The 20,484-nt window shown below is 73.0% G+C and carries 18 protein-coding genes and 1 pseudogene; 9 read left to right on the top strand and 10 right to left on the bottom strand.

Translation table 11 applies throughout. From position 1 onward, the window contains the following. Positions 1-27: 27 nt before the first annotated feature. Entirely contained in the window at positions 28-2,619 is a 2,592-nt protein-coding gene (locus BJ971_RS33825) for a helix-turn-helix transcriptional regulator (protein ID WP_184997368.1), read from the bottom strand. A 281-nt stretch (positions 2,620-2,900) separates the two neighbouring features. On the opposite strand from BJ971_RS33825, the gene clpS reads away from it, so the two are divergent. Next, the gene (gene clpS, locus BJ971_RS33820; RefSeq protein WP_184997366.1) at positions 2,901-3,191 is read left to right on the top strand and encodes an ATP-dependent Clp protease adapter ClpS; all 291 of its coding nucleotides are present in this window, start codon (positions 2,901-2,903) and stop codon (positions 3,189-3,191) included. 20 nt (positions 3,192-3,211) lie between these two features. Further along, a complete protein-coding gene (locus BJ971_RS33815; protein ID WP_184997364.1) occupies positions 3,212-3,721 on the top strand; it encodes a DUF2017 domain-containing protein in 510 nt (169 codons plus the stop codon). Here BJ971_RS33815 and BJ971_RS33810 read toward each other — a convergent pair. Further along, positions 3,718-4,578 carry an aldo/keto reductase gene (locus BJ971_RS33810; protein WP_184997362.1) on the bottom strand — a complete coding sequence of 287 codons (861 nt, stop codon included), beginning with the start codon at positions 4,576-4,578 and terminating at the stop codon, positions 3,718-3,720. The two genes, BJ971_RS33815 and BJ971_RS33810, sit on opposite strands and share 4 nt — an antisense overlap. Positions 4,579-4,665: 87 nt before the next feature. On the opposite strand from BJ971_RS33810, the pseudogene BJ971_RS33805 reads away from it, so the two are divergent. The 3 genes and pseudogenes from BJ971_RS33805 to BJ971_RS33795 all read left to right on the top strand — a co-directional run bounded on the left by BJ971_RS33805 (position 4,666) and on the right by BJ971_RS33795 (position 6,537). Beyond that, a pseudogene (locus BJ971_RS33805) lies at positions 4,666-5,168 on the top strand (M67 family metallopeptidase). Between the two features lie 64 nt (positions 5,169-5,232). Then, on the top strand, positions 5,233-5,568 hold the full coding sequence (locus BJ971_RS33800; protein WP_184997358.1) for a MoaD/ThiS family protein: 336 nt from the start codon (positions 5,233-5,235) through the stop codon (positions 5,566-5,568). Positions 5,569-5,571: 3 nt separating this feature from the next. Next, positions 5,572-6,537 carry a PLP-dependent cysteine synthase family protein gene (locus tag BJ971_RS33795; protein ID WP_184997356.1) on the top strand — a complete coding sequence of 322 codons (966 nt, stop codon included), beginning with the start codon at positions 5,572-5,574 and terminating at the stop codon, positions 6,535-6,537. Positions 6,538-6,575: 38 nt separating this feature from the next. Here the strand turns inward: BJ971_RS33795 and BJ971_RS33790 are convergent, their stop codons facing one another. Further along, a complete protein-coding gene (locus BJ971_RS33790; RefSeq protein ID WP_184997355.1) occupies positions 6,576-7,013 on the bottom strand; it encodes a hypothetical protein in 438 nt (145 codons plus the stop codon). 289 nt (positions 7,014-7,302) lie between these two features. Here BJ971_RS33790 and BJ971_RS33785 point away from each other — a divergent pair, with 289 nt between their 5' ends. Genes BJ971_RS33785 through rdgB form a run of 4 tightly spaced genes read left to right on the top strand, consistent with a single transcriptional unit; the run spans position 7,303 to position 10,695 of the window. Beyond that, positions 7,303-8,049: an MBL fold metallo-hydrolase gene (locus BJ971_RS33785; protein WP_184997353.1), complete on the top strand. Its 747-nt coding sequence runs from the start codon at positions 7,303-7,305 to the stop codon at positions 8,047-8,049. A gap of 58 nt (positions 8,050-8,107) precedes the next feature. Continuing rightward, complete coding sequence (locus tag BJ971_RS33780) at positions 8,108-9,334, top strand: glycosyltransferase (RefSeq protein WP_184997351.1); 1,227 nt, start codon at positions 8,108-8,110, stop codon at positions 9,332-9,334. A 24-nt stretch (positions 9,335-9,358) separates the two neighbouring features. Next, the gene (gene rph / locus BJ971_RS33775; RefSeq protein WP_184997349.1) at positions 9,359-10,087 is read left to right on the top strand and encodes a ribonuclease PH; all 729 of its coding nucleotides are present in this window, start codon (positions 9,359-9,361) and stop codon (positions 10,085-10,087) included. Continuing rightward, the gene (gene rdgB / locus BJ971_RS33770) at positions 10,084-10,695 is read left to right on the top strand and encodes an RdgB/HAM1 family non-canonical purine NTP pyrophosphatase (protein ID WP_184997347.1); all 612 of its coding nucleotides are present in this window, start codon (positions 10,084-10,086) and stop codon (positions 10,693-10,695) included. Before rph ends, rdgB begins: the two co-directional genes overlap by 4 nt. Here the strand turns inward: rdgB and BJ971_RS33765 are convergent. The 7 genes from BJ971_RS33765 to BJ971_RS33735 form a co-directional block, all read right to left on the bottom strand. Further along, a complete protein-coding gene (locus BJ971_RS33765; protein WP_184997345.1) occupies positions 10,692-12,698 on the bottom strand; it encodes a capsular polysaccharide synthesis protein in 2,007 nt (668 codons plus the stop codon). The genes rdgB and BJ971_RS33765 overlap by 4 nt on opposite strands. A 56-nt stretch (positions 12,699-12,754) precedes the next feature. Then, entirely contained in the window at positions 12,755-14,290 is a 1,536-nt protein-coding gene (gene hutH, locus BJ971_RS33760; protein ID WP_184997343.1) for a histidine ammonia-lyase, read from the bottom strand. Further along, positions 14,287-15,435: an imidazolonepropionase gene (gene hutI / locus BJ971_RS33755; protein ID WP_184997341.1), complete on the bottom strand. Its 1,149-nt coding sequence runs from the start codon at positions 15,433-15,435 to the stop codon at positions 14,287-14,289. The genes hutH and hutI overlap by 4 nt, the downstream gene beginning before the upstream one ends. A gap of 73 nt (positions 15,436-15,508) precedes the next feature. Then, the gene (locus BJ971_RS33750; RefSeq protein ID WP_184997338.1) at positions 15,509-16,783 is read right to left on the bottom strand and encodes a formimidoylglutamate deiminase; all 1,275 of its coding nucleotides are present in this window, start codon (positions 16,781-16,783) and stop codon (positions 15,509-15,511) included. Beyond that, positions 16,780-17,955, bottom strand: coding sequence for an allantoate amidohydrolase (locus tag BJ971_RS33745; protein WP_184997336.1), 1,176 nt, complete (start codon positions 17,953-17,955; stop codon positions 16,780-16,782). The genes BJ971_RS33750 and BJ971_RS33745 overlap by 4 nt, the downstream gene beginning before the upstream one ends. Then, on the bottom strand, positions 17,952-19,583 hold the full coding sequence (gene hutU / locus BJ971_RS33740; protein WP_184997334.1) for a urocanate hydratase: 1,632 nt from the start codon (positions 19,581-19,583) through the stop codon (positions 17,952-17,954). The genes BJ971_RS33745 and hutU overlap by 4 nt, the downstream gene beginning before the upstream one ends. 11 nt (positions 19,584-19,594) lie before the next feature. Next, positions 19,595-20,443 (bottom strand): MurR/RpiR family transcriptional regulator, encoded by an 849-nt coding sequence (locus tag BJ971_RS33735; protein WP_184997332.1) that lies wholly within the window; start codon positions 20,441-20,443, stop codon positions 19,595-19,597. Positions 20,444-20,484 lie beyond the last annotated feature (41 nt).

The following is a 20,484-nucleotide window of genomic DNA, read 5'->3' as shown; positions in this document are numbered from 1 at the left end:
CCCGGTCCGCCCGCGTGCCCCCATTGCTCATTGCGGGAAGAGGCGCAGCGCGGGAGCCAGCTCCACTCGCCCGTTCACACCCAGCTTCGTGTAGACCCGCTGGAGGTGGTTCTCCACCGTGCGTGGCGACAGGTAGAGCCGGTCGGCGATCTCCCGGCTCCGCACCCCCTCGGCGGCCAGCTCGGCCACCTGGCGTTCGCGGACGGTCAGCGCGGGCTGGATCGCCAGCAGCGCGGGCGTGCGCATGGTGCCGCAGCGGCCGAGGACGTCCGCCATCAGCGTGCTCGCGGCCAGCGCCCGCGGGTCCCGGGCCTGGCGGAAGATCCGGACGGCGCCGGCCGCGGCCTCCGCAGCGAAGAGCTGGTAGCCGAGCACGGCGAACTCCCGGGCGACCGCGAACAGGTCCTCGGGTGCCTCGTCCGCGCAGGCCCGGGCGTGTCTGATCAGCAGCGGCGCGGCGGCCCCGCCGACGGTCCCGCCCAGGGCGGCCATCCGGTCCGCGGCCAGGTCCGGGCGCCCGAGCCGGACCAGGTCGTAGAGGGCGAGCAGCTCGTGGCCGTGGAAGCCGTCGGCCCGCGCCCGGGCCGCGGAGCCGCGCAGCACCTGTACGGCCGGGGCGAGCTCGCCCCGGCACGCCAGCGTCCACGCGCGGGCCTGCTCCCACCACGGGTAGAAGAGCCCGACGGCGCCGCCGGCGGCCGACTCCGCGACGGCCAGCGCGTCGACGGCCAGCGTGACCTGTCCGAGCAGCGCCGCCACGTTGGCGCGGGCGAAGTGTGCGCCGCCGTCGTAGACCCGGGCCGGGGCGAGCGCCGCGCAGGCCTGCTCGGTGGCCCACAGCGCCTCGTCGGTCCGCCCGCGCAGCAGCGCGGCCCGGGCCTGGAGCAGCGACACCCAGCCGGAGCCGAACCCGAAGCCGCCGGCCTGTGCGAGGCGGGCGAACTCGGCCGCCAGGATCCGGTCGATGGCCGTCAGGTCCATCGACACGCTCACCATGGTGCCCTCGGCCATCTGGAGCGCGTACTGCACCGCGGGGGTCTCGCGCCGCCAGGCCGCCGTGTCCGCCACGACCGCGGCGATCAGCTCGGCGCTGCCGCCGGGGTCGCCGCCGGCCGCCGCGAGGAACGCCAGCACGCACCGGGCGAGCGCCCTGGTCGCGGTGCCGGCCGCGGGCTCGTCGAGCACGCCGCGGGCCAGGGCGCGGGCCGCCGCGAGCTCGTCGAGCTGGAGCCGGAGGAACGCCTCGAGCGCGCGCACCCGGGCGGCCTCGGCCGGCTCGTCCGGTTTGGCCCCGGCGAGCGTGTCGACGGCGTCGGTCCGGCCGAGCCCGAGGAACTCGACCGCGGCGCGGGAGGTGAGCGCGCGGGCGTTGTCGTCCGGGGTGCCGTCCAGGACGGTGAGGGCCTCCTCCGGCTGGTCGGCGAAGAGCAGCACGGCGGCGAGCAGCTCGGCGGCTGGGAAACCCCCGCCGGCGTCGTACGCCGCCTCGGCCAGGCGCAGCGCCAGGCCGATGTCGAAGCGGTCGAACGCCTGCCGGGCCGCGTCGAGCAGCAGCGTGGCGTCCTGCGCCGTGCCGGAGTCGAGCCGCCAGACGGCGACCCGCAGCAGGTCGTCGCGGCGCCGGGCGCCGGTGCCCTCGACCAGGTCGGCGAGGCCGGCCAGCAGCCGCCGGGACCGGGTCACCGGGCAGCGGCGGCGGACCACCTCGCCGTAGAGCGGGTGCGCGAGCCGGACGTCGCGGCGGCGCTCCTCGGCGACCACCCGGATCAGGCCGCGTTCCTCGGCGGCCTCCACGTCCCGGGGCTCCGCACCGCGCAGCAGCAGCGCCAGCCCCAGCGGCTCGCCGAACGAGACCAGCTCGAGCACGTCGCGGACGCCGGCCGTCAGCCCGCCGAGCCGGGCGTCGACCAGGTCGGCGAGGCTCGGTGCCAGCGTCAGGCGGCCGGTCCAGCGCCAGAACCCGTACGTCCGGATCAGCTCGCCGCCGCCGACCGCCGCCAGCACCAGCTCGCGCAGCAGCAGGGGGTTGCCGCCGCCCAGGCGGGCGAGCCGCTGCGCCGAGCCGCCCTCGACGGGCCCGCCGACCAGCGCGATGAGCAGTTCCCGCGACTCCTCGTCGGTGAGCGGCGCCAGCTCGGCGTGGCTCAGCAGGCCCTCGGTCCACAGTGCGCTGATCGGCGTCGGCACCGGCTCGGCGATCCGCAGCGCGCCCAGCAGCGTGGCGCCCTCCCGGACCAGCAGGTGGGTGAGCGCGGCGGAGGGCGGGTCGAGCAGGTGCGCGTCGTCGATCGCCAGCACGATCGGCCGGTCGCCCGCCGCGGCGTGCAGGCCGTCGACCGCCCAGCGCAGCATCCCGGCCGAGGAGAGCCCGGCGGGCACGTCGGGCGGCAGGATCTGGGCGAGGCCGCCGAAAGGTAGGCCGGAACTGGCGATGTTGGCCGAGGCGCGGTGCACCGAATATTGCTCGGCGGGCAGCATTGAGACCGCCTGCTGTAGCAGGCGGCTCTTGCCGATGCCGGCGGCCCCACTGAGGATCAGACCGCGGTCCGAATCGATCGTCACGGCGCTCGTGAGACGGGCCAACTCGTCGGCGCGACCGACGAATTCCCAGTGCTCCACCGAGCCAGCATATCGAGATCCGTCATCTTCAGGTCACGCTCGTACTACGTTCGAAAATGAGTATCCGAGGTCGAAACGGTGAGTATTCAGACATCTGTCTGGGCATTCGGCGGTCCCATACGGTTCGGCGGTGCCGGCGTGACTGCCCGGGCCCAGCCTGGCGGGGCGGGCCCGGGCGCCGCCCGCGATCTTCCCGGTCAGCGGCCCGCCGGGTGCCGCCTCGCAACGCGCATGCCTCGGCGGTTCGACCCCCGGCCGAATCGGCGTGGCACGATGGGGGGATGGCGTTGCCTCAGGTCGCTCCCGCAGAGACGCCGCAGATCGAGGAGGTGCCCGCCGATGACCGGCCGTGGGTAACGATCGTCTGGGACGATCCGGTCAATCTGATGTCGTACGTGACCTGGGTCTTCCAGAAGTTGTTCGGCTACAGCCACGACAAAGCCGAGCAGCTGATGATGGACGTGCACAACAAGGGCAAGGCGGTCGTCTCCGCCGGCGCGCGCGAGCGCATGGAGATGGACGCCTCGCAACTCCACGGCTACGGTCTGTGGGCAACCGTTGACCGGGCGTGAGTTGGCAGGTGGACTGACAGATGTTCCGACGCAACGGCAGCCAGTGCGTTGCCATGTTCGCCGTCGACGAGGTGCGCGTGCTGCGCAAGGTCGCCGGCGAGGTCGTGGGACTGCTCATGGACGGCTTCGACCACACCGATCCGGTGGTCAGCCGGCTCTTTCCGGACATCTACCCCGACCGGCCCGAGGACTCCGCCGAGTTCCGCCTCTACACCGAGGGTGACCTCAAGACCGGCAAGATCGACCAGGCCGGCGCCATCCTCGCCGCGCTGCCCGACGACGGGCCGGGCGAGGTCCGCCTGGACGGCGAGGAGGCCGAGGCCTGGCTGCGCGCGATAAACGACGCGCGGCTGGCCATGGGTACCCGGCTCGACATACAGGGCGACACCGACCTGAACGACGAGCTGGACGAGGCCGTCATCCACGACCCCGCGTCGAGCCGGGTATTCCAGCTCTCCGTGTACGCGTACCTGGGCTACCTGCAGGAATCCCTGCTGAACGCGCTACCGGAGATCGACGAAGAGGGCTAGGCGGCGTCGAGCAGGGCCTGCTCGGCGTCGGTCAGGGCCAGTTCCGGCGCCTGGGCGGAGTCGATGATCGACTCGGGTCGGCTGGCGCCCGGGATCGGGACGACCCGCGGGCTCTTGGCCAGCATCCAGGCGAGCGCCACCCGCTGCGGGCTCACGCCGTGCGCGGCGGCGACCTGCGCGAACCCGCCGAACCGGTCGCCCAGCTCGCCGGCCCGGGCGATGCCGCCGAGCGGCGAATACGGCAGGAAGGCGATGCCCAGCTCGTCGCAGAGCCGCAGCTCGGGCTCCGAGGAGCGGAACGCGGGCGAGAACTGGTTCTGCACCGAGGCGAGCCGGCCGCCGAGAATCTGCCGGGCCTGCCGGATCTGCTCGACGTTCGCGTTCGAGATGCCGGCCAGCCGGATCTTGCCCTCGTCGAGCAGGTCGCGGACGGCGCCGACCGACTCCTCGTACGGGACACCGGGGTCCGGGCGGTGGAACTGGTACAGGCCGATGGCGTCGACGCCGAGCCGCTTCAGCGAGCCCTCGACGGCCTCGCGCAGGTGTGCGGGGGAGCCGTCGACGGTCCACGACCCGTCGCCGGGGCGCAGGTGCCCGCCCTTGGTGGCGACCAGCACGCCGGAGGCGTCGCCGCCCCAGCTCGCCAGCGCCTGCGCGATCAGCGTCTCGTTGTGCCCGACCTCGTCGGCATGGAGGTGGTAGGCGTCGGCCGTGTCGATCAGGGTGACGCCGGCGTCGAGCGCGGCGTGCACGGTCCGGACCGAGCGGCCGATCTCGGGGCGCCCCTCGATGGACATCGGCATCCCGCCGAGCCCGACGGCGCCCACCTGGACGTTTCCGATTCTTCGCTGCTTCATCACCAAGGCATACCCCGGTCGTCGATCGGTACGCGCGTGAGCACGGCCACGCCCGGCGCACCGCCGCGTCACGGTAATGTGAACGGTGTGCTGACCATCGACAGCGCGATCGTTTCCGCGATCGTCGCCCACGCCCGCCGGGACCACCCCGACGAGGCCTGCGGCGTGGTCGCCGGCGCGATCGGCAGTGACCTGCCCACCCGGCACATCGCGATGGACAACGCCGCCCGCTCGATGACGTTCTACGAGTTCGACTCGATGGAGCAGCTGCGGGTCTGGCGCGAGATGGACGACAACGACGAGGAGCCGGTGGTCATCTACCACTCGCACACCGCGACGGAGGCGTACCCGTCTCGCACCGACATCTCGTTCGCCGGCGAGCCGGGTGCCCATTACGTGCTGGTATCAACCCGCGAGCCGGACTCCGAGGAGATCCGGTCGTTCCGTATCGTGGACGGTGTGGTGACCGAAGAAGAGGTCAACATCGTGGATGCGACGGTGGACGCGTGAGTGGGAGTGCGGACGGCTACGCCGTCCAGTCGTACATGTTCGGGCAGAGCCCCGCATCGGTCTACTACGAGTGTCGCTGACGCGACGCTGCCGACCTGCCCCCGAACTCTTTCGACTTCTCTCTTTACTAGGAGCATCACAGCCATGGCTATCGAAGTTCGCGTACCGACCATCCTGCGCAGCTACACCGGCGGCTCGAAGGTCGTCGAGGGTTCCGGCCAGACCCTGTCCGGCCTGATCGACGACCTCGACGCCAAGCACTCGGGCCTCAAGGGCCGGCTGCTCACGCCCGAGGGTGGCCTGCACCGGTTCGTCAACATCTACGTCAACGACGAGGACGTCCGCTTCCTGGGCGCGCTCGAGGCGAAGCTGGCCGACGGCGACGCCGTGACGATCCTGCCGGCCGTCGCCGGCGGTGCACTGGGCTTCGCCGCCGCTGCGGCCCTGCTCGGCAGCCCGAAGCTGACCGAAGGCCAGTAGCCGATGGCTCGCTACGAGAGCCTGCTGGACGCCTGTGGGGGCACGCCGCTGGTCGGCCTGCCCCGCCTCTCGCCGACGGTGCCCGAAGGGGCACCGCCGGTGCGGCTCTGGGCCAAGCTGGAGGACCGCAACCCGACCGGCAGCATCAAGGACCGCCCGGCGCTGTTCATGGTGCGCGAGGCGGAGGAGTCCGGGCGGCTCCGTCCGGGCGACACGATCCTGGAGCCGACCAGCGGCAACACCGGCATCTCCCTGGCCATGGTCGCGAAGCTGCGCGGCTACCGGCTGGTCTGCGTGATGCCGGAGAACGTCTCCTCGGAGCGCGTGCAGATGCTCCGCATGTACGGCGCGGAGATCATCTTCTCGCCGGCCGCGGGCGGGTCGAACCAGGCGGTCGCGACGGCGAAGCAGATCGCGGCCGAGCACCCCGACTGGGTCATGCTCTTCCAGTACGGCAACCCGGGCAACGCCCGCGCCCATTACGAGACCACCGGGCCGGAGCTGCTGCATGACCTGCCGACGATCACCCACTTCGTGGCGGGTCTCGGCACCACGGGCACGCTGATGGGCACCGGCCGGTTCCTGCGGGAGAAGGTCGACGGCATCCAGATCGTCGCGGCCGAGCCGCGCTACGGCGAGCTGGTCTACGGCCTGCGCAACATCGACGAGGGCTACGTGCCCGAGCTGTACGACGAGACGGTGCTGACCAGGCGTTTCTCGGTCGGCACCCGCGACGCGGTGCTGCGGACCCGGCAACTGGTCGAGGTCGAGGGCATCTTCGCCGGCTTCTCCAGCGGCGCGATCCTGCACGCGGCGCTGGCGGTCGCCCACGAGGCGGTCAAGGCCGGCAAGCGTGCGGACGTGGCGTTCGTGGTCTGCGACGGCGGCTGGAAATACCTCTCGACCGGCGCATACGGCGGCACCCTCGGCGAGGCCGAGGAGGCCCTGGAGGGTCAGCTCTGGGCGTGAGCCCGCGGCGGCGGCGCGACCACGGTCGCGCCGCCGGCTCAGTAGGCCGCGGCCAGCATGAGGTCGGCCGCCAGCGGTACGGCCGCGCCCAGCAGCAGTAGCCAGGGCAGCACCCGCCGGTGGATGGACAGGAACGCGCCCACCGAGAACGCGACGCTGACCATGCCGAGGAAGGCGAGCACCGGCACGTACCAGTCGGGCACGCCGCCGCCGATCTGCGACACCATCCCGCGCACGCCGACTCCGACGCCGCCGAGGCCGAGGAACGACGCGTAGACGGACATGGCCAGCAGCCGCCGGGCGCCCGGCGCGGGATCGTCGGCGGCCGGGAAACGGAAGAAGGCCTCGTCCTCGTCGGCCGCGCCCGCCGTGTTGGCCGGGTCCGACTCCCATCCGAACGGGACCACGTCCGGGGCGGGGGAGTCCTGAACCGGAACCCGGGTCCGCCGCGGTTCTTCCACGCCCGTCGTCGCCACGCTGCCTCCGATTTGACCGGTGTTGTTACTTCACCCTGTGCAACGAAATTGACTCACTTGGCGTAACGGACAAGAAAATGACCCAGGTCACGGCGCGTGTGACTTACGTTGTCGATTTGGCGACAAATCGATCAGACGTTTATGTGACGTGCTGGTCCCGGCGTAGGCTGCGCAGCGTGATTGACTGGTCTGCCGTCTCGACCGAGGGCCGATTCTTGGGGACAAGTGTCTTTCAAGGAGCAGGAAACTTGGCCGAGTGGACGACCGAGCGTGAACCAGAGGTACCCATATGCGACTGACCGTTCTCGGCTGTGCCGGCAGTTTTCCCGGCCCCGAGGCGGCTTGTTCCGCCTACCTCGTCGAGGCCGAGGGCTTCCGGCTGCTGATCGACTTCGGCTCCGGATCGCTGTCGGCGCTTCAGCGCTACGCGGGCATCGGGGCCGTCGACGCCATCCTGCTGACCCACCTGCACTGCGACCACATGCTGGACGCGTGCACCTACGTCGTCGTGCGCCGCTACGCGCCGGGCGGCCCGATGCCCCCGCTGCCGGTGTACGCGCCGATGGGCGCCGCGGAGCGCATCTCGGCGGCGTACAGCTCGGAGAACGAGCCGGTCGACGACGTATACACGTTCTACGCGTTGCAGCCCGGCACCTTTCCCATCGGTCCGTTAACGGTCACCGTCGACCGGGTCAACCATCCGATCGAGACGTACGGCGTCCGCGTGGAACACAACGGCGGTGTCCTGGCGTATTCATCCGATACCGCTCCGTGTGATTCGCTGCTGCGCCTGGCGCAGGGCGCGGACCTCTTCCTCTGCGAGGCCAGCTACCTCGACGGCGTGAACAACCCGCCTGACCTGCACCTCACCGGCGGCGAGGCGGGCGAGGCGGCCACCAAGGCCGATGTCCGCAAGCTCCTGCTGACCCATCTCGTACCCGCGTGGGTCAGCGAGGCATCTACTGTGGAGGCCGCATCGGCGGCTTACTCGGGTCCGGTGGAGGTCGTCCGGCCGGGTGCCCGCTACGATCTCTGAGCCTGCCGAGGGGACGGCACGACGGACCACCGATCAAGTGACTCTGGAGTGGGCTTGCATGAGCGGGTTGCGCATCGTCCGACTGGCGAACTTCGTCTCACCTCGGTCGGGCGGGTTGCGTACCGCGCTGCGTAACCTCGGTGAGGGCTATCAGCGGGCCGGTCACGAGCCCATCCTGATCGTCCCCGGGCGCGAGCGCTCCGACAAGATGACCACGCAGGGCCGCGTCATCACGCTGCCGGGCCACCGCCTTCCCCGTACGGGCGGCTACCGCGTGCTGGCCTCGCGCCGCGAGCTGACCCGGCTGCTCGACCACCTGGAGCCCGACCGGCTGGAGGTCTCCGACCGGGCGACGCTGCGCTGGACCGGCCGCTGGGCCCGCGATCGCGGGGTCGGCTCGATGATGGTGTCCCACGAGAGCCTGGCGGGCCTGCTCGGCGTCTGGGGCATGCCGGCCCGCGACTCGCTCGCCGACCGGCTCAACCGGCGCACCGCCGAGGCCTTCGACCAGATCGTCTGCACGACGGCGTTCGCCGCGGCCGAGTTCCGCCGCCTCGGCGTGCCGAACCTGGTGGAGGTGCCGCTCGGCGTCGACCTGCGCCAGTTCCACCCCAGCCGCGCCGACGCCGCGGTCCGGTCGCGCTACGCCCGCCCGGACGAGCTGCTCGTCGTCTATTGCAGCCGGCTCTCCGCGGACAAGCGCCCCGAGCTGGCCGTCGACACGGTCGCCGCGCTGCGCGCCGCCAAAGCGCCGGCCGTTCTGGTCATGGCCGGCGACGGCGCCCGCCGCGCCGCGCTCGCCTACCGGGCCGCCCGGCTGCCGGTGCGCTTCGCCGGGCACATCTCCGACCGCGACGACGTGGCCGCGCTGCTGGCCAGCGCCGACGTCGCCGTCGCGCCGGGACCGGTCGAGACGTTCGGGCTCGCCGCGCTCGAGGCCCTGGCCTGCGGCACGCCGGTCGTGGTCAACGCGGCCAGCGCCCTGCCCGAGGTCGTCGGCGACGCGGGCATGGCGGTGCCGGGCACCCCGGACGCCTTCGCCGAGGGCGTACGCAAGCTGATGGACCGTCCGGAGGGCGAGCGGCGCGCCGCGGCCCGGGCCCGCGCCGAGCTGTTCGGCTGGCCGCAGGCCGTCGAGGGCTTCCTGCGCACGCACGATGCCCTGCCGTCCGGCCGCAGCTCAGCCGTCATGGCCCGGCAGCAGGTGCCGGCCCCGGCGTCCGAGCGGGCGCTGCGCCCCGCCGTGCCGGCGGTCGCGGCGGCGGCACCCGGCGACGCCCGGTAGCGCCGATCCCCCTAGGCTCTTGGCATGGCGCGACCTGACGGCCGAGAGTCCGGCCAACTACGACCCGTGACCCTGACCCGCCGGTGGAGCATCCATCCGGAGGGATCGGTGCTCGTCGAGTTCGGCGACACCCGGGTCCTCTGCACCGCGAGCGTGACCGAGGGCGTTCCGCGCTGGCGCAAGGGCTCCGGCCTCGGCTGGGTCACCGCGGAGTACGCGATGCTCCCGCGCGCGACGAACACCCGCGGCGACCGGGAGAGCGTCAAGGGCAAGGTCGGCGGCCGTACCCAGGAGATCTCCCGGCTGATCGGCCGCAGCCTGCGGGCGTGCATCGACCTGAAGGCACTCGGCGAGAATTCGATCGTGCTGGACTGCGACGTGCTCCAGGCCGACGGCGGCACCCGGACGGCGGCGATCACCGGTGCCTACGTGGCGCTGCACGACGCGGTGACCTGGCTCGCCGAGCGCAAGTCGCTGGCGGGCAAGCCGGCCGCGGTCATGCACCGCTCGATCCAGGCCGTCAGCGTCGGCGTCATCGACGGCGAGCCCCGCCTCGACCTGATGTACCTCGAGGACGTCGCCGCCGAGGTGGACATGAACGTGGTCTGCACCGGCGACGGCGACTTCGTCGAGGTGCAGGGCACCGGCGAGGCGAACGTCTTCCGCCGCGACCAGCTCGACGCGCTGCTCGACCTGGGCGTCCTCGGCTGCGCCGAGCTGGCCGCCGCCCAGCAGAAGGCCCTGGCGTCGTGACCGCCCGGCTCCTGCTGGCCACGGCGAACCCGAAGAAGCTGCTCGAGCTCCAGCGGATCCTCGACCGGTCGCTGGGCTCCGGCGGCGTCGAGCTGGTCGGGCTCGGCGACTTCCCGGGCTACCCGGAGGTGCCGGAGACCGGGCTGACGTTCGGCGAGAACGCGCTGATCAAGGCCCGCGAGGGCGCGTCCCGGACCGGCCTGCCGACCGTCGCCGACGACTCCGGCCTGTCGGTCGACGCGCTCAACGGGATGCCCGGCGTCTTCAGCGCCCGCTGGTCCGGCGGCGGCGACGACAACGCCAACCTGGACCTGGTCCTGGCCCAGATCGGCGACGTGGCGGACGAGCACCGCGGCTGCGCGTTCGTCTGCGCGGCGGCCTTGGTGCTGCCCAACGGCCGGGAGCACCTGGTCGAGGGCCGGCAGCGCGGCCAGATCCTGCGGTCGCGGCGCGGCACGGGTGGCTTCGGCTACGACCCGGTCTTCCTCGGCGACGGGCAGAGCCGGACCAACGCGGAGCTGAGTCCGGCGGAGAAGGACGCGATCAGCCACCGCGGCCAGGCGTTCCGCGCGCTCTCCAAGGTCATCGCCAAGGAGCTTCCCCGCTAGGACCGGTGGTCGCCGCGGACCAGGTGCGCGAGGTAGGACTCGCTCGTCACCTGCTGCGGCTGGTACTTGTACCGCAGCTTGTGCGCGAACGAGCCGCTCAGCAGGCGGTCGAAGTCCGCGGCGTCGTACGGCTGCAACATCGCCTGCTGCAACGCGTGCGCCGGCCGGGTGCTGATCCGGTTGCCCTTGTCCCACTCGGCGGCGAAGTCGGCGTCGAGGTGGTACAGCATCTCGAAGACGTGGTGCGCGAGGAAGTAGTCGATCAGCTCGCCGCGCTGCTCCCACCACAGGTACATCGCGGCGCGCCACAGGTGTGCCACATAGCTGCCGGGCCGGGCGGCGAGGAACCAGTTCGAGATGTACGGCCCGTGGTAGTTGAAGGCGAAGAAGCCGCTGTCGCCGAGCGCGGCGGCCACCGGCTCGCTCAGCGCCACCGGTGCGTACACGGTCGCGTCGACCCAGATGCCGCCGAACTTCTCCAGCAGCGCCAGGCGTACCAGATCGGAGAAGTTGGTCTTGTTGTCGCCCAGCGCGTCGCACAGGTCGGCAGGCATGTCCACGTAGTAGGCCAGGTTCGCGTCCGACAGCTCGTGCACCTGCGCATGCGGGTTGTTCTCCCGCAGCGTCTGCGCGCAGCGCCGCACCAGCGGCGGCGCGGACTCGAAGCCCTGCGCCCAGTAGATGAAGATCGGCATCTCGAGCGCGGTGACGGCCGGGCGGTCGAGGCGCTGACGGGCCTGCCGGCGGATCTGATCGAGGTGCTCGGCGAGGAAGAGGCCGACCTCGCGCCGCGCGCCGAAGCACTTCACGTCCAGGTCCAGCACGGCCCTGCCGTCGAACGGCAGGTCGCTGTCGACGGCCAGTCCCTGGCCGGCGGCCTTCTTGCTGTCGTCGCGGCGCTGGAGCTTGTCCAGCATGTATGCCCGGCGGTAGAAGCGCTCGCGGTCGTCCGGCCGCTTGGCGGCGGCCTCCCGGTAGAGCAGCTCGGCGCCGGCCCAGTCGCGCCTGCGCTCGTGCAGGCGGCCCAGCTCGACGGCGGCGTCCCCGGTCTCGTCGTCGGTCTTGATCATCTTGCGCAGCCGGTGCCGGGCCGCGGCGTACTCACCGCGGTCCACCAGGCGGCGCGCGGCGGCGAGCCGGTAGACCGGGTCCCGTTGGGCGGCGAGGCCGGCGACCAGCGCGTCGGCCTCGGCGGCCGCGCCGGCTCGCCCGAGGCGCGCGGCCTCGTCGGCGATCGCCCGGCGGTCGGTCCGGGCGAGGATCTCCCGGTACGGCCGCAGTGTGCGCCGCGACGGCGAGGCGCCGGGTGTCCCCAGCCAGACGTAGGTGAAGAACACGTCGTCGTCGGTGTCGCCGTCGAAGTACGCCACGGGCGCGTCGCCCTCGGTCAGCGAGAAGGAGTGCCAGTACGCCTCGCCGTGGCCCTGCGACATCCCCGCGAGCAGGCGTATCCAGGCGGCGGTGGCGTTCTCCGGCAGGGTGAAGGTGACGCTGACGCGGTGGTCGCCGTACTCGTTGCGGGCCGGCGGCGACGCGGCCAGGTGGAAGTTCGCCGTGCCGCCCCGCACGCAGCCGGGGATGATCCGCAGCGCGTACGGGTTGAGCGCGCCGGTGAGCGGCCCGGGCAGGAAGACCGAGACGCCGGCCGTGTAGGTGCCGCCGGGCCGCATGCCGAGCCGGAGGTCACCGGCCTGGTCCCGGCCGCCCGGCGCGATGTGGCTGTCGTTGTTCGCGCCCGCGCCGGTCACCAGGGCGCCGGTGACACCCAGGCCGGGCACCGGCGCCGAGCGGGCCGCGCTGTGCGGGTGGACATAGACGCCGTCCGGGTCGAGCGGCCGGTCGAACGTGCCGTCCGCGCGCCCGGACCGGAACGACGGGTTCGGCGCGAGATTGACGACCGTGACCGGCGCCGCGGCGGGGCGTACTGGCAGTCGCAGGTTGCCGGACGCCGCCTGGCCGGCCCGGGCCAGGCGGCGCCGAAGACCTGTCGTGTTCGGACGCATCGGTGCAAGCTAGCCCCGTTCGGTTTCACGGAGCCACCCCGCGGGTTCAGACCCTGTTACCGCAGCGGCCCGACCGTGGTCTCGATCGCGCCCCGCAGCGCCTGCCCGGAGACGACCCCGCGGGCCTGCTCCATCACCGGCGCGAGGAACACGTCCGGGCCGGGCTCGCCGGCGAACGCGGCCACCGCGGCGACCGCCTCACGCCCGGCGGGCGACGGCGTCAGCGGCGCACGCAGCTGGATGCCCCGCACCGCGGCGATCAGCTCGACCGCGAGCACGCTCGTCAGGTTGTCGAGGATGGTCCGCAGCTTCTTCGCCGAGGCCCAGCCCATCGAGACGTGGTCCTCCTGCATGCCGCTGGTCGGCAGCGAGTCCACCGAGGCCGGCGACGCCAGCCGCCGGTTCTCCGCGACGATCCCGGCGGCCGTGTACTGGGCGATCATCAGGCCCGAGTTGACGCCCGCGTCCGGCGCGAGGAACGGCGGCAGCGACCGGTTGCGGGTCACGTCCAGCAGCCGGTCGACGCGGCGCTCGGCGATCGCGCCGACCTCGGCCGCGGCGATACCGAGAAAGTCCGCGGCGAAGCCCAGCGGGGCGCCGTGGAAGTTTCCGGTGGACTCGACCCGGCCGTCGCCGAGCACGACCGGGTTGTCCACCACCGAGCGCAGCTCCCGCTCGGCCGTGGTCCGGGCGAACTCGCACGTGTCGCGGGCCGCGCCGGCCACCTGCGGTGCGCAGCGCATCGAGTAGGCGTCCTGCACGGCGTGCGCCAGGTCGTCGCGGTGCGAGTCCATGATGGCCGAGTCCTGTAGCAGCCGGTGGATGTTCGCCGCCGAGTCGGCCTGCCCGGGGTGCGGCCGGATGGAGTGCAGCTCGGGCATGAACGGCCGGTCGGAGCCGAGCATCGCCTCGATCGCCAGCGCCGCGGTCACGTCGGCCATCGCGAACAGGTGCGTGGCGTCCTCGACCGCGAGCAGCAGCATGCCGAGCATGCCGTCGGTGCCGTTGATCAGCGCCAGGCCCTCCTTGGCGGCCAGCTCGAGCGGCTCCAGCCCGGCGCCGTGCAGCGCGTCGGCCGCCGACAGTCGCGCGCCGTCCTTGCCCAGCACCCAGCCCTCGCCGAGCAGCGCCAGCGCGCAGTGCGCGAGCGGCGCGAGGTCACCGGAGGCGCCCAGCGAGCCGTGCTCGGGCACCCACGGCGTGATGTCGTTGTTGAGCAGGTCGACAAGGCCCTGCGCGAGCACCGGCCGGACACCGGACAGGCCCATGGCGAGCGAGCGCACCCGCAGCAGCATCATCGCGCGGACCACCTCGCGCGGCATCGGCGCGCCGATGCCCGCGGCGTGCGAGCGGATCAGCGCGTGCTGCAACTCCGCCCGGCGCTCCGGGGCGATGGAGGTGTTCGCCAGGGCGCCGAAGCCGGTCGACACCCCGTAGACCGGCCGGCCGGAGGCCTCGATCGAGTCGACGATGTCGCGGCTGCGGGCCATCGCCTCGCGGGCGGCGTCGGTGAGCTCGACCCGCGCGTCGTGGCGGGCGACCGCGACGACGTCGGCGGGCGTGATGCCGGTGGGTTCAACAAAAACTGTCATTGGGGCACTCCGTCGTGCAGAACTGTCTTGATCAGGGGAACGCCGGGCCGGTAGGCCAGGTGCAGGTAGGAGGGGGCGTCGAGGACGACGAGGTCGCCGCGCGCCCCGGCGCGCACGACGCCGATGTCGTCGCGGCGCAGCGCGCGGGCGCCGCCCGCGGTCGCGGCCCACAGGGCCTCCGCCGGCGTCATCCGCATCTCGCGGACGGCGAGCGCCAGGCAGAACGGCATCGAGGACGTGTACGACGAACCCGGGTTGCAGTCCGTCGCCAGGGCGACGGTCACGCCGGCGTCGAGCAGCCGGCGGGCGTCCGGGTACGGCGAGCGGGTCGAGAACTCGGCGCCGGGCAGCAGCGTCGCGACGGTCTCCGAGCCGGCCAGGGCGGCGACGTCCGCGTCGCTCAGGTGGGTGCAGTGATCGGCGCTGGCGGCGCCGAGCTCGACGGCGAGCCGCACGCCCGGCCCGGCGACGAGCTGGTTGGCGTGCACCCGCGGCATCAGCCCGGCCTTCACGCCCGCGGTCAGCACCTCCCGGGCCTGGTCACCGTCGAAGGCGCCCCGGTCGCAGAAGACGTCGATCCATTTCGCGTACGGCGTGACGGCCTCGAGCATCGGCCCGCTGACCAGCGCGACGTAGCCGTCGGGGTCGTCGGCGTACTCGGCCGGGACGACGTGCGCGCCGAGGAACGTGGTCTCGTCGGTGAGCTGCCGGGCGATCCGCAGGCTGCGGGCCTCGTCCTCGACGCTCAGGCCGTAGCCGCTCTTGATCTCGACCGTGGTGGTGCCCTGCCGCCGTGCCTCCAGCACGAGCCGCCGCGCACCCGCCAGCAGCTCGTCGTCGCCGGCGGCGCGGGTGGCGGCGACGGTCGTGCGGATGCCGCCGCCGGTGTACGGCTCGCCGTTCATCCGCGCCTCGAACTCGCCGGCCCGGTCGCCGGCGAAGACGAGGTGCGCGTGGCTGTCCACGAAGCCGGGTATTACCGCCCCGCCGCCGGCGTCGAGGCGCTCGTCGGCGTCGGGTGCGCTGAGCCGAGGCCCGGCCCAGACGATCCGCTCGCCGTCGAGAACCACGGCCGCGTCGAGCAGCACCCCGGTGTCGGGATCGTTGGTGACCAGCTCACCGATGTTGGTGACCAGAAGACTCATGCCGCCACCTCCGCTGGCGCTCCGGCGACGACATGAGCTCGGAACTGAGTTGATGATTCGCTCGCAAGCTCGCTCATGACAGGGCCTCCCGCAGTGCTGAGGCCACGTCGAAGCCGGTGTGCCGGCCTTCGTCCACGATGAGGCGGCCGTCGGCGACCACGTGGGTGACGTCGGCGGCCGTCGCCGCGAACACCGCGCCGGCCGGGTCGACGCCGGCCGTGCGGACGCTCTCCAGCGAGACCGCGACCAGGTCGGCCCGGTCGCCGACGGCGATGCGGCCGGCGTCCGACCAGCCAAGCGAGCCGTGCGCGGTCGCCGCAGAGAGCAGCTCGGCCGGGGTGAAGTGGCCGCGCCGCTCGGTGGCGAGCCGCTCGTCCAGCTCGACGCCGCGGGCCTCCTCGAAGAGGTCGATGACGGCCTGGCTGTCGCTGCCGAGGCTCAGCGTGACCCCGGCGTCGGCCAGGTCCCGGCCGCGGCCGATGCCGTCGGCCAGGTCGCGTTCGGTGGTCGGGCACAGGCAGACGTTCGTGCCGCTGCCGCCGAGCGCCTTGACGTCGGCGTCGGTGAGGTGGGTCGCGTGGACGGCGGTGGTGCCCGGGCCGAGGATGCCGTGCCGCAGCAGCAGCTCGGTGGGTGTGCAGCCATGCACGGCCTTGCACTGTTCGTTCTCGGCGCGCTGCTCCGACAGGTGCACGTGCAGCGGGGCGCGTCCGGCGAGCCCGGTGAGGAAACGCGCGGGCACGGCCCGTACCGAGTGCACCGCCGCGCCGATCAGCGCGTGCGGCGCGGGCCGCAGCGCGGCGACCCGGTCCTCCCAGCCGTCGAGGCCCCGGTCGCCGAAGCGGCGCTGCACGCCCTCGAGCGGCTTGCCGTCCACGCTGGACGTCAGGTAGAGGGTGTCCAGCAACGTGATCCGGATGCCGGCCTCGCGGGCTGCCTCGATGAGCGCGTGCCCCATCGCGTTCGGATCGTCGTACGCGGTGCCGTCCGGCCCGTGGTGCAGGTAGTGGAACTCGCCGACGCAGGTGATCCCGGCCAGGGCCATCTCGCCGTACACGGCCCGGGCCAGGGCCAGGTAGCTGTCGGGGTCGAGGCGCCCGGCCACGGAGTACATCAGCTCGCGCCAGGTCCAGAAGCTGCCGCGGTCGCCGTGCGTGCGGCCGCGCAACGCCCGGTGGAACGCGTGCGAGTGCGCGTTCGCCAGCCCGGGCAGCACCAGGCCGGGCAGCCGGGTGCCGCCGGCAGGCGAGTCCGGGGTCACCGCGGTGAAGCGGCCGTCGCTCACCTCGATCCGCACGTTGCGCGCGACGGCACCGCCGACCCACGCGTGCTCGGCGAAGTAGGTCATGTCAACTCCGCGAGAACGGTCGCCAGCGCCTCGACGCCGGCGCCGCAGTCCTCATCGGACGCGTGCTCGGCGGGTGCGTGCGAGACCCCGGTGGGGTTGCGGACGAAGAGCATCGCGGTCGGCACGTGCGCCGACAGCACGCCCGCGTCGTGACCGGCGCCGGTCGGCAGGATCGGCGCGCCGCCGAGCAGGGCGGACAGCCGCCCGGCCAGCGAAGTGTCGAACGCGACCTCCGGCGAGACCGACTCGGGCTCGACGCTGACCTGCGTGCCGTCCTGGCCGGCCCGCTCCACCGCCTGCTTCACCACGGCCTCGACCAGGCGTTCCATCGTCGGTGTGTCCGCCGCGCGGGCGTCCAGCCAGCCGCGGACCAGCGACGGGATCGCGTTCGTGGCGTTCGGCTCGACCGAGACCCGGCCGATCGTGGCGTGCGCACCGGCGAGCCGCGCCTCCCGGTCGGCGGCCAGCACCGTGTGCGCGAACGTCAGCATCGGGTCGTGCCGGTCGATCATCCGGGTGGTGCCCGCGTGGTCCCCGTCGCCGGTGAAGTCCATCCGCCAGCGGCCGTGCGGCCAGATCGCGCTCGCGACACCGACCGGCACCTCCAGGGCCCGGCCCTGCTCGATGTGCAGCTCGACCACCGCGGCCACCCGGGACGCCAGCAGGGACGACGCACCCGCCGGCCGGGCGCCGAGCGCCTCGCCGAACGTCACGCCGTCGCGGTCGCGCAGCGCCGCCGCCCGGTCCGGGTCGATCGCGCCGGTCATCAACCGCGAGCCGAGGCAGGGCACGCCGAAGCGGCCGCCCTCCTCCTCGACGAAGGCGGCGACGCCGATCGGCCGCGCGGGGGTCACCCCGCGCTCCCGGAGCAGGTCGACGGCGAGGAACGCGCTGACGATGCCGAGCGGCCCGTCGTACCCGCCGCCGTGCGGCACCGAGTCGAAGTGCGAGCCGGTCAGCACGGTCCCGGGCGCCCACGGCGTGCCCCACCAGGCGAACAGGTTGCCGTTGCCGTCCTCGGTCACGGTCATGTCGCGCCGGTCCGCCTGGTCGCGGAACCAGTCGCGTAACCTCAGCTCCGGCTCGCTCAGGGCGTACCGGAGATAACCGCCGTTGTCTTCGCGGCCGATCGGCGCGATCTCGGCCCAGAGCCGCGCAAAGGCCGCGCTCATGAGTCCCTCATCGGGATGTGCACGTCCGCGGCGGCCGCGGACTCGTAGCCGGCGTCGACGTGCCGGATCACGCCCATGCCGGGGTCGTTGGTGAGCACCCGCTCGATCTTCTGGCCGGCCAGCGCGGTGCCGTCGGCGACGCAGACCTGGCCGGCGTGGATCGAGCGGCCGATGCCGACGCCGCCGCCGTGGTGGATCGAGACCCAGCTGGCCCCGCTCGCGGTGTTGATCATCGCGTTGAGCAGCGGCCAGTCGGCGATCGCGTCCGAGCCGTCCAGCATCGCCTCGGTCTCGCGGTACGGCGAGGCGACCGAACCGGCGTCGAGGTGGTCGCGGCCGATGACCAGCGGCGCGGAGACCTCGCCGCGGGCGACCATGTCGTTGAAGCGCACGCCGGCCTTGTCCCGCTCGCCGTAGCCGAGCCAGCAGATCCGCGCCGGCAGCCCCTGGAACGCGACCCGCTCGCCGGCCATCCGGATCCACCGGGCCAGCGGCTCGTTCTCGGGGAAGAGGTCCAGCACCGCGCGGTCGGTGGCGGCGATGTCGGCCGGGTCGCCGGAGAGCGCCGCCCAGCGGAACGGACCCTTGCCCTCGGCGAACAGCGGCCGGATGTACGCCGGCACGAAGCCGGGGAACGCGAACGCCCGCTCGTAGCCGCCGAGCTGTGCCTCACCGCGGATCGAGTTGCCGTAGTCGAACACCTCGGCGCCGCCGTCCAGGAAGCCGACCATGGCCTCGACGTGCGCCGCCATGCTCGCCCGGGCCCGCTCGGTGAACTCCTCCGGCTTGGCCGCGGCGTACTCGGCGTAGTCGGCCACGTCGACGCCGATCGGCACGTAGCTCAGCGGGTCGTGCGCGCTGGTCTGGTCGGTGACGATGTCGATCGCCACGCCCCGGCGCAGCAGCTCGGGGAAGACCTCGGCGGCGTTGCCCACCACGCCGATGCTCCGCGCGACGCGGTCCCGCTTGGCCGCCTCGGCCTGCGCGACGGCGTCGTCCAGGTCCGCGGCCACCGTGTCCAGGTAGCGGTCCTTGACCCGGCGGCGCAGCCGGGACTCGTCCACGTCGACGATCAGGCAGGCGCCGCCGTTCATCGTCACCGCGAGCGGCTGCGCGCCGCCCATGCCGCCGCAGCCGGCGGTCAGCGTGAGCGTCCCCGACAGGTCGCCGCCGTAGCGCTTGGCCGCGACGGCCGCGAACGTCTCGTAGGTGCCCTGGAGGATGCCCTGGGTGCCGATGTAGATCCAGGAGCCGGCGGTCATCTGGCCGTACATGGTCAGGCCGAGCTTCTCCAGGCGGCGGAACTCCGGCCAGGTGGCCCAGTCGCCGACCAGGTTCGAGTTCGCCAGCAGCACCCGCGGCGCCCACTCGTGGGTGCGGAACACGCCGACCGGCCGGCCCGACTGCACCAGCAGTGTCTCGTCGTCCGCGAGCACGTCCAGCTCCCGCACGATCGCGTGGAACGAGGGCCAGTCCCGGGCCGCGCGCCCGGTGCCGCCGTAGACCACCAGGTCGTCGGGGCGCTCGGCGACGTCGGGGTCGAGGTTGTTCATCAGCATCCGCTTGGCGGCCTCCTGGGGCCACCCCTTGGCGGTACGGGCGGTGCCGCGCGTCGCTCGGATCGACATCGAATGCTCCTTCACGCTTCAAAGATGTGGCGGCGGGAGGCGGTCGCCTCGAACTCCTCCAGGCGGGCCTGTGTCTGCTCGGGCGCGGCGTCGCACATCGCCTGCAGCAGCACCATCGCCATCGCCATCGGGCCGGTGTGCAGGTCGAACACGAGCTGTGTTCCGACCGGCGCGGGCAGGACGACGTCGGCGTGCTCGGCGGCCGGGCTGACCGCCGAGTCGGTGAGCGCCACGACGGCCAGGCCGGTGCTGCGGGCCTCACGGATCAATTCAAGTGTCTCGCGCGGATAACGCGGCAGCACGATCGCCAGCATCGCAGTCGCACCGGCCGCGCGGGCCTGATCCAGGCGGTCCAGCAGCATCGTGCCCCCGCCGTCGAGAACCCGCACATCCGGCAGCACCTTGGCGGCGAAATACCCGAAATAGGCCGCGAGCGGACCGGCCGCGCGCATGCCCAGCACCGGCAGCGGCCGGCTGGCCGACAGCAGCCCGGCCGCCTTGCGCACCGCGTCGAGGCTGCTCAACTGGTCGGCCATCTGCTCGAGATGCCGCGTCTCGGCCCGCAGCGCCCGCTGCGTGGCGTTGTCGCCGTTGTCGGCCGGCGCGGCGCCGACCCCGACCAGGGCGCGCAGCTCGCGCCGCAGGGCGGGGTAGCCCGGATAGCCCAGGGCCATGGCGAACCGGGTCACCGACGGCTGGCTCACCCCGGCCAGCTCCGCGACCTCGGCCGCGGAGAGATAGGCCGCGGAGGAGGCGTGCTGGACCAGGCTGTGCGCGATCCGCCGCTGCGTCGGTGTCAGCCGGGCGCCCTGGAAGAGATCCAGCACCCGCTCGGCCGTCCTGACAACTCCGTCATTCACAACAGCAGACTATGCATGAAAACTTTCACAGGCTAGGGGTC

The sequence above is a fragment of the Amorphoplanes digitatis genome (assembly GCF_014205335.1).
In the GTDB taxonomy this organism is placed as follows: Bacteria; Actinomycetota; Actinomycetes; order Mycobacteriales; family Micromonosporaceae; genus Actinoplanes; species Actinoplanes digitatus.
The sequence above is the reverse complement of the archived record's forward strand: the minus strand, read 5'-3'. Positions and strand labels throughout refer to the sequence as shown.